General features: G+C 70.0%; 9 protein-coding genes and 1 tRNA gene. 4 read left to right on the top strand and 6 right to left on the bottom strand.

What is annotated here, in order from left to right; all coding sequences use genetic code 11:
- Positions 1-49: 49 nt before the first annotated feature.
- The 4 genes from H6693_08975 to H6693_08990 all read right to left on the bottom strand — a co-directional run bounded on the left by H6693_08975 (position 50) and on the right by H6693_08990 (position 3,829).
- Positions 50-2,032: a cation:proton antiporter gene (locus H6693_08975; GenBank protein ID MCB9516317.1), complete on the bottom strand. Its 1,983-nt coding sequence runs from the start codon at positions 2,030-2,032 to the stop codon at positions 50-52.
- 316 nt (positions 2,033-2,348) lie between these two features.
- Positions 2,349-3,110, bottom strand: coding sequence for a zinc-dependent peptidase (locus tag H6693_08980; GenBank protein MCB9516318.1), 762 nt, complete (start codon positions 3,108-3,110; stop codon positions 2,349-2,351).
- 22 nt (positions 3,111-3,132) lie between these two features.
- Positions 3,133-3,582 (bottom strand): VOC family protein, encoded by a 450-nt coding sequence (locus tag H6693_08985; GenBank protein ID MCB9516319.1) that lies wholly within the window; start codon positions 3,580-3,582, stop codon positions 3,133-3,135.
- A 174-nt stretch (positions 3,583-3,756) separates the two neighbouring features.
- Positions 3,757-3,829 (bottom strand) — tRNA-Asn (locus H6693_08990).
- A 149-nt stretch (positions 3,830-3,978) separates the two neighbouring features.
- On the opposite strand from H6693_08990, the gene H6693_08995 reads away from it, so the two are divergent.
- Both H6693_08995 and H6693_09000 read left to right on the top strand, forming a co-directional pair.
- Positions 3,979-5,802, top strand: coding sequence for a M3 family oligoendopeptidase (locus tag H6693_08995; GenBank protein ID MCB9516320.1), 1,824 nt, complete (start codon positions 3,979-3,981; stop codon positions 5,800-5,802).
- 131 nt (positions 5,803-5,933) lie between these two features.
- Positions 5,934-7,712 (top strand): response regulator, encoded by a 1,779-nt coding sequence (locus H6693_09000; protein ID MCB9516321.1) that lies wholly within the window; start codon positions 5,934-5,936, stop codon positions 7,710-7,712.
- Here the strand turns inward: H6693_09000 and H6693_09005 are convergent.
- Together H6693_09005 and H6693_09010 are read right to left on the bottom strand one after the other, a co-directional pair.
- A complete protein-coding gene (locus tag H6693_09005; protein ID MCB9516322.1) occupies positions 7,709-9,061 on the bottom strand; it encodes a saccharopine dehydrogenase NADP-binding domain-containing protein in 1,353 nt (450 codons plus the stop codon). The genes H6693_09000 and H6693_09005 overlap by 4 nt on opposite strands.
- Before the next feature lie 97 nt (positions 9,062-9,158).
- A complete protein-coding gene (locus tag H6693_09010; protein MCB9516323.1) occupies positions 9,159-9,680 on the bottom strand; it encodes a hypothetical protein in 522 nt (173 codons plus the stop codon).
- A gap of 120 nt (positions 9,681-9,800) precedes the next feature.
- On the opposite strand from H6693_09010, the gene H6693_09015 reads away from it, so the two are divergent.
- The gene (locus tag H6693_09015; GenBank protein ID MCB9516324.1) at positions 9,801-11,849 is read left to right on the top strand and encodes a DUF3857 domain-containing transglutaminase family protein; all 2,049 of its coding nucleotides are present in this window, start codon (positions 9,801-9,803) and stop codon (positions 11,847-11,849) included.
- 13 nt (positions 11,850-11,862) lie between these two features.
- Positions 11,863-13,812, top strand: a complete 1,950-nt coding sequence (locus H6693_09020) for a DUF3857 domain-containing protein (protein MCB9516325.1) — start codon at positions 11,863-11,865, stop codon at positions 13,810-13,812.
- The last annotated feature ends 37 nt before the right edge of the window (positions 13,813-13,849 follow it).

Below are 13,849 nucleotides of genomic sequence, written 5' to 3' on the forward strand. Positions count from 1 at the left end.
AGTCTGTCGGGAACACCGCGCCACGCCGACGGGGTGGCTACGCAGGCTCCTACACCTCGGCGGCAGGACGTTCATGCACCGATGCCATGGCATGGAACGCGGCGAGAGCCGCCTGCTCGCCGATGATCGCCACCAGGTCCTCCCCTCGAAGCTGCAATCCCGCATCCGGGTTGGTGAGCAATCCGTCTTCGCGGATGACCCCGACGACGGTTGCACCCGTGCGGCTGCGAATCCCGAGTTCGGCGATCGAGTGGCCGGCGAGTGGACTTTCCGCCCCGAGGGGTACCCACTCGAGATCGAACTGGTGCGCGGCACCGCGCAGCTGAGCCAGGGATCGATAGCTCCCGCTCGGCGCGTCGAAGGCGGCGAACATGGCCTGCCTCAGGGCTTCCGTGCTGCGCTGGACTTCGGTCACAGGAATCGAAAACTGCAGCAGACACTGCCGTGTCATCTCCAGGCTTGCCTCAAATTCCGGAAGCACGGCACTGGCGGCCCCCATCTCCTTGAGAACCGGCAGGAAGGCAGGGTCGGACGCCCTCGCCACCACCTGCAGCTCGGCATTAACCCGTCTGGCCTGATGGATGATCGCTCTCGCTGCCACCATGTCCGGCGTCGTGAGGACGAGCAGTCGGGCGCTGCCGATGCGGGCCGCCTCCAGCACCGTGTCCCGAGCGGCATCTCCGTAGACCACCGGAATGCCCTCGCTCCGCACCGTCTCGAAGCGCCGGTGGTCAGCCTCGATCACCACCAGCGACAGGTCAAGGCGGCGCAGCGCGGACGCGATGCTCGACCCGACCCTTCCCCCGCCCACGATCACCGCGTGCTCGGACAGGCCCTCGGCGGGGATGTTCACCGACTCCAGTGGCTCGTGCCTGAACAATCGCCGTCTCAGGGCGTAGAGGCGCGCCGTCTGGCTGGAAACCAGGGGCGTTAGGATCATGGTCACGATGGCCGTCGTCAGGATCAGCGAGTAGGCCTCCTGGCTCATCGCGCCGACCGTCACGCCGACGGTCGCCAGCACGAAGGCGAACTCCCCCACCTGGAAGAGACCCAGGCCCACGGCCAGCGGGATGACGTTCCCGTAGCCGAAGAGCCGCGCGATCCCCGCGAAGATGACGCCCTTGCCCAGGCTGACCACCAGCACGAGCAAGACGACCTCGCCGAGGTGCGCCAGCACAAAGACCGGATCCAGCAGCATGCCAACGGCCGCAAAGAAAAGAAGGCTGAAGAGGTCTCGGAGCGGGACCACGTCGCTCAGCGCCTGGTGGCCGAACTCCGACTCGCTGAGCACCATGCCGGCGGCGAAGGCGCCGAAGGCGAAGGAGAGCCCCGCCATGTAGGTCGCGTAGCCCACTCCCAGCCCGATGGCCGCGTTGGCCAGGAGGAACAGCTCCTTGGAGCCCAGTCGCGCGATGTAGGCCATCAGCCGCGGCAGAAGCTTCGCACCAAGGAGCAGCATGCCGGCGATGAAGACCGCCGCCTTCAGAGCAGCCAGACCCAGCACTCTCAGCCCGACGCTCGGCTCGTCCAGGCTCGGCAGGATGACCATGAGCGGGACGATCGCCAGATCCTGCACGATGAGCATGCCGATCATTACCTTGCTCGACAGCGTGCCCAGCCAGCCCTGGTTCATCAAGGTCTTGAGCAGGACCATGGTGCTGGAGAGGGAGATGCAGGCGCCCAGCCACAGCGCGTCCTTCCAGGGCCAACCCGTGAGGCGCCCCACGACAAGCCCCAGCCCGATCGTGAGCAGCATCTGGATCGGCGTGCCGATCAGCGCGATCCGTCGGACTGGCTTGAGGTCCTTGAGCGAGAATTCCAGCCCCAGCGCGAAGAGCAAGAGGGCGACACCGATCTCGGCCAGCCTCTCGATGGTGTGGACATCGGAGACGGTCACACCGCCGGTGTGAGGACCCAGGATCACGCCCGCGGCGATGTAGCCGATGATCAGGGGCTGTCCCAGGCGCTGCAGGAGCAAGCCGCAGGCGAAGGCCACGACGACCAGCAGGATGATGTCGGTGGCGATCCCCATGGCGCGGCGGCGTCCTTCAGGTAGGGGTGGGGCGGCAACGCGGACTCTAGCATGGAGTGGGTGCCGTGGGGCAAGGGCCGCGTGGCGAGTTCCCTTCGCTCGCGAGAGGAGAACCGGCGATGACGGCCCCTGGCGGCGGTGCGCGATGAGCGACGTCTTCGTCCAGCGCGTGGGCGGTGTCCACAGCGCCGACCTCGCGGTCACTGTTGACCGCGCGCTCGATCTGCAAGGTAGAGGGCGGGCGCATGGCAAGGAGGACGGCGGAAACAACCTGTGGGCGGTGCTGCTCGATCCGAACGGCGCGGCGGCCGGTCGGTCAGGTCCAGGCCGCGGGATCCAGCTCGAAGTACTCGGCCAGCACGGCGTGGACGGCCGGGAAGCCCTTCTTCAGGTCCCGCGGCAGCTCGAAGAACAGCTCGACCGCGGTGGCGAAGAACTCGCTGGGGCTCTCGCCGGCGTCTTCGTCGAAGAGCAGTTCGCGCCGGCGGCGCAGGCTGCGTTGGTGTCGCTCGAAGGCGGTCTGGAAGGCGTCCCGCCAGCGTTCGCCGAGTTCAGCCGTGGGCAGGTGCGGCGTGCCGTCGGCCTCGCCGGTCAGGTCGTCGAGCTGATGGGCGAACTCGTGCAGCACGACGTTGTAGCCGTCCCGGCGCGCGGCCTCCTGGGCGGCGTCCTGCCAGCTGACGACCACCACGCCCCGCTGCCAGGACTCGCCGGCGCGCTCGTCGGAGCCCTCGTGCACGAAGCCGTGCTCGTCCGGCTCGGACAGCTCCACGTGGAAGGCCTCGGGGTAGATCAGGATCGTCTCCAGGCCCGGGTAGTACTCCGCGCCACTGCGCAGCTGGAGGAGGGCCGCCTGGCCGGCGATCGCCAGGGGCATGGTCTCGTCGAGGACCAGGTCGCCGGCGGCCTCGTAGTGCTTCTCCGCCAGCAGCACCTGGACGACGCCTTCGTGCCGCGCGCGCAGGTCCACCGGCAGCGATGCGCAGAGCGGGACGGCGGCGAGCAGGGTCCGGCGCTGCGCCGCCGTGAGAGGCGTCTCGAGCAGGCGGCGGCGCCGCCGGCCTCGCAACAGGAACATCCGGCTCCTCCCTTTGCGCGGCTCAGTCGCTACCCGCGCCCGGCGCGACGGCCCACGGATCGTAGGATCCGAAGTTCCACAGGTGCCCCTCCGGATCACGGCAGGAGTAGTCGCGGCCCCCGTAGTCCTCGTCCTTGATGTCCACCACGATCTCCGCGCCCGCGGCGACCGCTCGCGCGTAGTGCAGGTCGGGGTCGTCCACGACGATGTACGGGCTCTGGGATACGGCACGGCCCAGGGCGCCGGGGGGCTTCTGGAGATCGTCGAACTCGCTTTCACGCGCGGAGCCGAGCATGACCATCCCGTTGCCGAACGTGAGCTGCGCGTGAGCGATCGCGCCGTTTTCCGCCGGCACCACCAGGTGCTTCTCGAATCCGAACGCCTCGCAGAGCCACTCGATGGCCGCCGCGGCGTCCTGGTATCTCAGGGTCGGAATCACCGTTGCGGTCGTGTTCTTGGCGTTGGGAGCCATGGCCACCTTCCTTCCGTGTGCACGCCGCGCGGGGGCTGCCGGCACCCCTGCCCCGGCGGACGTCCATCATGCGGGGATTCTAGCCCACGACCAGGCCACTGGACACGCACGGTGCGCACAAAAAGCCGCGCTGCATCGCAACTCGATACAGCGCGGCTTCTTGCAAGAACTCGGCTCCCCGGGTAGGACTTGAACCTACAACCCTGCGGTTAACAGCCGCATGCTCTGCCAATTGAGCTACCGAGGAATGTCGCGGGGCAGGATAGTGCTGCCCGAGGGGCCTGTCAAGATGGCCCCCGGCCCGCCGAGAGGGGCCGCGAGGGCTTGTCTCGCGGCGGAATCCGAGTAAACTACGGGGGTTGTCCCCAACCAACCCAGAAGGGAAAGGACCCGCCCATGGCCGTCGCCAGCCCGCCGCGCAAGTCCAGCGCCAAGCCCAAGACCGACCCGAAGAAGATCCTCTGGGACCTCTCCGCGCTCTACGCCAGCCGCGAGGACCCCAAGCTCGAGCGCGACTTCAAGGCGCTGGAGCGCGGCTGCGCCGCCTTCGCCAAGAGCTACCACGGTAAGGTGGCCAAGCTGGCGGTGCCGTCCCTGGCCAAGGCGCTGGGCGAGCTGGAGAAGATCGAGAACATCGCGTACCGGCTCTTCATCTACGCGCAGCTCGAGTTCTCCACCAAGAGCAACGACCCGGCCTGGGGCGGCTTCATGCAGTCGGTGCAGGAGCGCTACACGAAGGCCGCCGCGCAGCTCGAGTTCTTCCGCGTGGAGTGGGTGGCCGTGGGCGAGACCAAGGCCCGCGCGCTCATCAAGGACAAGAAGCTCGACCGCTATCGCCACTTCCTCGAGCACTCGCGCGCCTACAAGAAGCACACGCTCACCGAGGCCGAAGAGGTGCTCGCCACCAAGCTGGGCCAGGTGGGCGCGAGCGCCTGGGTGCGCTACTACGGCAGCGTGCTGGCGGACGTCCAGTACACCTTCAAGGGCAAGAAGATCACCGAGAGCGAGCTCACGGCCAAGTTCCGCGATCCCGACCGCGAGGTGCGCCGCCTGGCCAGCGAGGCCCGCGCCGAGGGCCTGCTCGGCGCCAAGAAACCGCTGACCTTCGCCTTCAACATGGTGCTGGCCGGCAGCAAGGTGGGCGACGAGGTCCGCAACTACGAGCACTGGGTCCAGCGCCGCAACCTGGCCAACGAGATCCCGGATGCGGTGGTGGACGCCCTGGTCACGGCCTGCCTGGACCGCAGCGACATCCTGCGCCGCTACCTGAAGCTGAAGAAGAAGGCCATGGGCCTGAAGACGATGATGTCCTACGACGTCTGGGCGCCCCTGCCCGGCGCCAGCCAGCGCAAGCAGGACTACGGCGAGGCCATGCGGATGGTCGCCGAGCTCTTCGCCGAGACCCGTCCCAGCTTCGGCAAGATCGCCGCGGACATGTTCGACCAGCACCACGTGGACGTGCCCCCCTACCAGGGCAAGCGCGGCGGCGCCTTCTGCATGCCCAACATGCAGGGCCTGCCCTACGTCATGCTGAACTGGACGGGCAAGGCGCGCGACGTCGCCACACTCGCCCACGAGTTCGGCCACGCCGTGCACATGGAGCTGAGCCGCAAGCACGGCCCCATGGGCTCGGTGGAGAGCCTGGTGATGGCCGAGGTCGCCTCCGTCTTCATGGAGACGCTCCTCTACGGCAAGCTGCTGGCCAAGACCAAGAACCCGACGCAGCGGCTGCACATCCTGCAGGAGATCATCGAGGACGGCTTCGCCACCACCTTCCGGCAGATGCAGTTCAACCGCTTCGAGAGCGCCGTCCACAACTACCGGCGCGACCACGGCGAGATGAGCACCGAGAAGATCGCCGAGCTCTACCGCGACGCCGAGAAGGACTACTTCGGCAACACCATGAAGCCCGCTCCGCGCGCGGAGAACTTCTGGATGTACGTGACGCACTTCGTCAACGTGCCCGGTTACGTCTACGCCTACTGCGCGAGCTACCTGGTGGTCCTGGCCCTCTACCGGCGCTACCAGCAGGAGGGCGAGTCCTTCCTGAAGGGCTACGAAGCCATGCTGGCCGCCGGCGGCAGCCAGGCGCCGGCCGAGCTGCTGGGCGCGCTGGGCGTCGACTGGACCGACCCGGGCTTCTGGCGGGGAGGATTGGACGTCCTGGACGACTACGTGAAGCAATTCGCCGCCACGGCACGCGAGCTGAAACTGGTCTGAGCCGGACGCGAGCGGCTTTTCGACACGGGGCCGGGGGCATCAGCGCCTCCGGCCCTTTCTCCACTTTAGTGTCACGCGAGAGTGGCCGACAACCCCTTGGGTAGCCCTGACAGGCTGACGGGGGTTTCGGCGTGCCCACTGCACTCGACAAGCTGGAGTTACGGCGCCGCCGCGAGTTGGACATCGCGGTTCGTGCGCGCTATGCGGGGTTCGTCTACCTCCCCCTGTCGGTGGCGCTGGCCTTCCTCACCCGCCTGGGGGACGAGCGCCCCCTGCTCGGCTATCTCTGCATCGCCGCGTTCGCCTTCTTCGCCTTCCAGCGCTGGCTCCTGCACCGCCGCTTCGACGCCTGCTACGCCCGCTCCCCCCAGGCGACCGCACTCTGGAGCACGGCCAACTCCCTCGCCGGCCCCCTGCTCTGGGGTCTCATCGTGGCCTTCACCTACGGGCTCTACGGTGTGAGCGAGGACTTCATGCTGATCATGCTCCCCACCACGGGCCTGGCGACGGGCGCGTCGGCCTCGCTGGCGCCGAGCCCGCGGCGCCTGGCGGGCTTCCTCAGCTGCCTCCTGCTGCCCATGCTCGTCCCCATGGGCCTCGACGCCTCCCGCAGCGCGGGCACGCTCATCATCCTCGACCTCATGCTGCTCGGCTTCAGCTTCGTGCTGGGCCTCTACCTGAACCGCCAGTACCGGCGCGACCAGGAGAGCAAGCTCTTGCTGCAGCAGCGGGCCGAGGAGCTGGAGCTCGCCCAGCGCCGGCTCGAGGCGGCCAACGAGGCCAAGGACGAGTTCCTGGCCAACATGAGCCACGAGATCCGCACGCCGATGAACGGCGTCATCGGCCTCACCGAGCTCGTGCTCGAGACCGACCTCAAGCCTCTGCAGCGCGAATACCTGAAGGACGTCAAGAGCAGCGCCCTCTCGCTCCTGCGGGTGATCAACGACATCCTCGACCTCTCCAAGCTCGAGGCGCGCAAGCTCGAGTTCCACCCCGAGCCGGTGGATCTCAAGCACCTGCTGGACGAGCTGCTCCGCACGGTCTGGGCGCCGGCCAACGAGCGCGGCCTCGAGCTCCGCACCGACTTCGACGCCAACCTGCCGAAGACGGTGGAGATCGACCCCGTGCGCATCAAGCAGGTGCTCTGGAACCTGCTGGGCAACGCGATCAAGTTCACGGAGGCCGGGCACATCGTCTTCCGCGCGCGCCTGGCCGACTGCGACGGCTCCCAGTGCACCCTCGCCTTCGAGGTGGAGGACACGGGCGGGGGCATCCCCGAGGCCGAGCAGGAGCGCATCTTCATGGCCTTCGAGCAGGGCGACGGCTCCATGCGCCGGCGCACCGGCGGCACGGGGCTGGGCCTCGTGATCGCGCGGCAGCTGGCGCGGCTGCAGGGCGGCGACGTCGTGCTGCTGCGCAGCGGCGCGGGCGGCTCCTGCTTCGGCTTCAAGGCGCGCGTGCGCCTCCTCGAGCGCGCTGCCGAGGAGCGTCCGCGGACGGCGTCCGCGAGCACGTCGCCGCTGGAAGGGCGCGTCCTGCTGGCCGAGGACAACGCCATCAACCGGCGGCTGGCCACGCGCCTGCTGGAGGGCTGGGGGCTCACGGTGATCAGCGCCGGCGACGGCCAGGAGGCCCTGGATCGCATCGCGTCGGAGGCGGTGGACGTGGTGCTGATGGACGTCCAGATGCCGGGGATGGACGGACTCTCCGCCACGCAGGAGCTGCGCAGGCGCGAGCCCGCCGGCGGCGCGCACCTGCCGGTCGTCGCCCTCACCGCCCACGCCATGGAGGGCTACCGCGAGCGCTGCCTGGCGGCGGGCATGGACGACTACCTGAGCAAGCCCCTCGACCCCCGCGCGCTGCGCGCCTGCCTCGAGCGCTGGCTGCCGGCCGCGGTGGAGAACCGCTAGGCCAGGGGCATCACCCGTTCGTCGAAGCCGATGCCTTCGGACGCCAGTCCCGCGAGGATGGGCGTGTAGATGGACGGGTGCGTCGGAATCTGCGAGCCCCGCAGGTGCAGATCCTCGCAGAGCACCAGCCGCACGGCGAGGGCCGCGGGCAGGCCCACGGTCTTGGACATCGCCGTGAAGCCGCCGGGCTCTCCTTTCGCCACCAGCGTGGACGTGACCCGCTCCGCGGGCCGGTCCTGGTCCGGGTAGTCCACTTCGAGTTCGTGCAGGAGCAGCACCATGTCCTTCATGTCGGGGGCCAGGGGGAGCTTGCGTTCCAGGAGCTCCTGCAGCAGGGCCGCGGCGGTGTCGCCCTTGCAGCCGCTGGGGGTCTCGTCGAAGAGTCCGAGCCAGCGCATGTTCTCGATGATGCGGCCCGTGGGACTGATGGCCAGGAAGCGGGCGATGCGGGTCTCGATGCGCGGCCCCGAGACGCTGAGCGGCAGGAACATCTCCACCACTTCGCGCGGGCTGCGCGCGCCGAGGGCCGGAATGCGGGCGCCCTCGTTGGGCAGGCCCAGCTTGACGATCTGCGCCCAGGTCTCGCTCCAGCCGGGCCAGCGCAGCGTGCCGCGGATCATGGTGCGCACGTGCTCGAGCCCGAAGGACTGCATGTAGGACAGGCTGTCGCGGTTGGGGTAGGCCTCGAGCGCGCCCACGCCCGGCACCTCCACGCGCCAGGTGTGATGAAAGACGTGGTGGTAGGGCACGATCTTGATCTGCCCGTCCTCCATGTACTGCGCGCCGCCCTCGCCGGCCATCACCACGTTGCGGGGATTCCAGGTGATGACGTAGCGCAGCGGGTAGTCCCGCGGGTTGTCCGGCGCGGGGATGCCGCTGCCGTAGGAGCAGAAGCCCGTGACGCGCCCGCCGTCGGCCTTGAGCCTGTGGATCAGGCTCATCGCGGACATGTGATCGATGCCGGGGTCGAGTCCCAGCTCGCAGAGCAGCAGCACGCCCTCGCGCAGCGCGTCGGCGTCGAGCTCGCGCAGCGCCTGGTTGCGGTAGGACACCGAGATCATGTGCTTGCCGTGGCGCACGCAGTCGTGGGCGATGAGCTCGAGGAAGCGCGGGGCCATCATGTTCACCACGAGATCCGAGCTGCCGATCTGCCGGTCGCGCAGCTGGGCGTCGTTGACGTCGAAGCGCACGGCCTCGCCGCGGCTGTGCCCGTTCACACGGCTGCGCGCCATCTCCAGATCCAGATCGCCCACGGTGACGAACCAGTCGCACTCGCCGGCCATGTCCAGAAGCTTGGCGATCAGATACGGCGCGCTCTTGCCGGCGCCCAGCACGAGAACCTGTTTCATCGTCACTTCCTCACTGCGGCTGCGAAGTCGTGTCCGGGGCCGACCCCGGACGGGATTCGCTCAAGGTAGCCAATCGACCGCGGGCCGCCAGGGCCCGTCACTCCGCGGTCTGGGGAAAGCTGCGGATCAGGGCCGGCAGCCCGATGGCGCCCTGGGGCTGGCCGTAGAAGTCCAGGGTCCAGGTCTTGTAGAAGCCCTCCTCCCAGACGCGGGTCTGGTCCGAGCGGATCTTGAGGAAGGCCAGTTCGCCCAGCGTGGCGCCGAGAAAGTACTGCTCGCCCGCCGCGAACTCGAGGTCCACCGAGAGCACGGGGCGGCGGGCGTCGGGGTCCGCGACCAGTTCGTCGGGCGGCTTGTCCGCCGCGCTGATGTTGGGGGGGCCGGCGAGCTTGATCCGGTGCAGCCCCGGCTGCAGGAAGACGTAGTTCGGCGGGCTGGGCCTGCCGTCCACCGCCAGCAGCTCCACCGTCGTCCCCGAGCGGTAGCAGTCGAGCTTGGCGAGCTGCGTCACCGGCTGCTCCGGCCCGGGGTAGAGGTGATGCGTGCCGCCGCCGCAGCCCAGCAGGCCGGCGAGCAGCAGCGGAGTCAGCGAAGCGAAACGTCGAAGCGGTGCGCGCATGGAACCTCCTGGCTGCGCCCATACTGCCCGTCGCTCCCGCGGGTGTCAAAGGGCGTCTGGACGGCGCGGCCGCCGCGCGCTAGAGTGGCCGCGACCGCGTCCCCTTCCGCTGGAGTGACCATGCGCGCCCTGTTCGCCGCCCTCGTCCTGCTGCTGCCGGCCGTGGCGCCGGCCCAGGAACCCGCCGCTCTGCTCGATCCCGCCCAGGCCCGGGACCTGCTCGAGGCCCCCGTGCCGGAGAGCCTGACGGCCGGCGCCGACCAGCTCGTCCTCTTCGACCGCGAGCGCGTGATCGTGGAGGACAGCGGCCTGTCCCACCGCCATCGTCACCGCTTCGTGAAGGTGCTCACCGCCGACGGCGCGCTGGCCCTGCGCGCGCTGCGCTTCGACTACGATCCCGCCAGCAACACGCTGGAGCTGCGGGGCATCCGCGTGCATCGCGCCGGCGGAGGCGTGGAGGACGTCCCCGCGGCCACCGCCCGGGACGTCGCCCAGCCCACCGGGCTCATCAACTGGGGCGCGCGCATGCAGATCGTGGGCCTGCCGCCGCTCGGCGTGGGCGACGGCGTGGAGACCCTCACCTACAGCAAGGGCTACCTGATCGCCTACCTCGGGCAGCCAGAGGATTCGCCGGTGGATCCCGTGCCCGCGGCCGATGCCATGCACCTGCTGGACAGCACGGCCACCGCCCTCGGCGACGCCGACGACTCCCGCTACGTGCCGCCCATGCGCGGCCACTTCTACGACAAGGTGCGCTTCGCCGAGGAGCTGCCTCTCCTCGAGAAGCGCTACGCGGTCAGCCTGCCCGCCGACAAGCCGCTGCAGTTCAGCGTCTACAACGGCGAGGTGGCCAGCCGGCTGCTCTTCGAGGGCGAGGGCGCGGACCTGCGCCACCGCTACGAGTTCTGGCGCGAGGACGTCCCCGCCGTGAAGCACGAGCCGCGGATGCCCGATCTCGACGACGTCGCCCCCAAGGTGGTCATGGCCACCACCGCCAGCTGGCAGGAGAAGAGCCGCTGGTTCTGGGAGACGAACGAGTGGGTCTTCGCGAGCAACGCGGAGATCGACGCCAAGGTGCGCGCCCTCACCGCGGGGCTTCCCCGCGACGAGCAGATCGCCGTGCTCCTGCACTGGGTCGCGCAGAACATCCGCTACTTCGGCCTGTCCATGGGCAAGGGCGAGGGCTACACCATCCACCCCAGCGCGATGACCTTCCGCGACCGCGCCGGCGTCTGCAAGGACATCGCCGGGATGCTGGTCACCATGCTGCGCTCGGCCGGCTTCGAGGCCTACGGCGCCATGACCATGGCCGGCGCGCGCGTCGAGCAGATCCCCGCGGACCAGTTCAACCACTGCGTCGTCGCGCTGCGCCGCGAGGACGGCAGCTTCCAGATGCTCGACCCCACCTGGGCGCCCTGGAACAACGCCGAGTGGAGCCGCTGGGAGGGCGAGCAGAACTACGTCATCGGCACGCCCGAGGGCGAGGGGCTCGCGAGCACGCGCAGCTTCGCGCCGGAGGAAAACCTGCTGACGGTCGAGAGCGAGGCGCGCCTCGCCGAGGACGGCGCGCTCGTCGGCACCCTGCGCTTCGAGGGCCGGGGCGTGGCCGATGGCGCGCTCCGCGGCATGGTGGCGAACCACGCGCAGCGGGAGCTGCGGCCCACCCTCGAGCGCTGGCTGGGCCACCTCTCGCCGCGGGTGGAGCTCACGGAGTTCCTCTTCAGCGACCACCGCGACTTCACGCGCGACACGACCCTGCGCCTGACCTATCGCATCCCGGGCTGGGCCGCCGACCGCGGCGACGCCGTGGAGCTGCGCTCGCCCGCGCTGGCGCTGCTGGCCCACGGCGGCCAGACGCGGATCGGGGCGATTCCCGCCGGCGACACGCGGGAACATCCGCTCTTCCTGTGGGCGGGACAGCGCGTCCAGATCGACGAGACGCTCGAACTGCCCCGCGGCCTGACCTGGAAGGCCCCGGAGCGCCTCGCGCTGAGCGAGAGCCAGGCCGCGCTCGCCTGCGACTGGACCGCCCGCGGCCGCAGCCTCGCGCTGACCGCCAGCTGCCAGGTGAACCAGCGCACGATTCCCGCGGCGGACTTCCCCGGCTTGCGCAAGGTCGCCGACGCCCTCGAGCAGCGCGCCGACGAACCCCTCGTGGCGACCCGCTAGAAAGGTGAGGACGATGACGACGCGCCTGTGCACCCTGCTCCTGCTCGCCGCCCTGGCCGCGCCGGTTGCCGCCGCGCCCTGGGGTCCGCTGGACGACCCTGCCGTGCGCGACATCATCGCCGGCGCGCCGGCCCCGGCGGCGGGCGAGGACGGCCTCGTCCTCTTCGAGGGCCGCTACTACACCCACGCGGACGGCCTGACGACGCTGCGCCACCAGCGCCTCGTCCGCGTGAGCACCGAGTGGGCGCTGGAGCGGATCAGCGATCCGCGCCTGCGCTACGACTCCAGCCGCCAGGAACTCGAGGTGATCGCCGCGCGGAGCTACCTCCCCGGCGGCGAGGCGGTGGACGCGCCGGCCAACGCCCTGAACCGCGTCACGCCGGACGCCCTGACCCTGGCCGTCGACTTCCTCGACATCCAGGAGCTCGCGGTCACGCACACGGCGCTGGAGCCCGGCGTCGTCGTGTGGCTGGACTACACGCTGCGTGACACCGCGCCGGCCGCGCTGCCCGCCGGCGAGCTGATCTTCCCGCAGGCGGACTTCCCCACGTTGCGCTGGGAGCTGATCGCCGGCGAGGGCATCTTCGGCGAGGTCGTGAACCCCAGGGACGGGCTGCTGGCCCTGCCGCCGGCCTCTCCCTGGCAGTTCGAGAATCTGCCGGCCGCGCCGGGGGACGCCCCCTTCCGTCTCGGGGACCAGCTGCCCCACCTGCACCTGTCGCCGCAACTCGGTGGCGTCGGAGAGGCGATCGGCGCCGTCATGGCCAGCCTCGACAGCGCCATGGCTGACACGGCCGGCCTGGGCATCTGGCTCGCCCGGCAGGAGGCGGACCGCCCCTTCCTCAGCGACCGCGAGGCCATCGAGACCTGGGTGAAGACGCTGGGCGAGAGCACGGCGCTGCTTCGCCTCGACGACTGGGAGTGGCGGCGCGCGCCCCGCTCCGTGGCGCGGGTGCTGCAGACCTCGGTCGCGACGCCGCTGGAGCGCGCCGCGCTGATGCTGGCCGCGCTGCGCAGCCGGGACATCGACGCGCGCCTCTACTTCCCGAAGCGCTGGCTGAGCATGCCCACGCAGCGCTTCGCGCTGCCGGCGCTCGACGCGCCGACGATCGCGCTCAATCACCCGGGCGACGCGAACATCGGTCGGATTGATCTCGTCTCGCCGAAGCTGCGGTCCTGGCGCGACGGCATGGCCGTGGACGAACCCTACTTCGTCGACAACAGGGGAGAGGTCACCGATCGCGTCAACATCGTCACCCTGGGCAGCTTCGGGGGACGGCTGACCCAGTACCTCGACTACCGCGAGAACACCTTCCGCGTGGACGGCCAACTCGGCTTCCCTGCCGGAAAGACGGCCAGTGCGAACTCCCTGGAGGCCTACCTGCGCGACTGGCTGGAAGGTCAGAGCGCGCGGATCGACGCGCTGCGCCTGCACGGGGGAGGCTGGGGAGGCGGTGCCATGTTCGACGCCGCCGGCGCCCTCGACTCGCTGGCGCTGGACGAGGACGGCGCCGCCCGCATCGACCTGCCCCTGCCGCCGGTCACGCTGGAGGACGCCCTCCCGCGCGGTTTCGACCGCAGCCGATCGCGGCTTCGCGGTCAGCTCTTCCCGGCCGAGCGCCCGCGGCTGCATCTAACCTGGATCCTCGACCTCCCCGAAGACCTGACGCCCGTCCCCGTACCGCCTCTCGAAGCGACCTGCCCGTGGGCCAGCTTCACGGCGACCCGCGACGTCCAGGGCAACCGCCTGACCGTCCACTACGATCTCGAGTTCGCCGTCGAGCGGCGGATCCCGGTTCACGATGAGACAGCGGATGAGATCAGGACCGTGCCCGCGAGCCATCAAACGCCCGAAGCGATGAGGGTCGGCCCGGCCGACTACCCGGCCTTCCGCGAGTTCGTGAACGCGGCCCTCGACCCCGCCGCGACCCGCGTGATCCTGCGCCCCCGCGCGTCCGACTGAGCCCCGGGCAGCCCGGCCCCCCGTCCCGCGCGCACGG

The sequence above is a fragment of the Candidatus Latescibacterota bacterium genome (assembly GCA_020633725.1).
In the GTDB taxonomy this organism is placed as follows: Bacteria; Krumholzibacteriota; Krumholzibacteriia; order JACNKJ01; family JACNKJ01; genus VGXI01.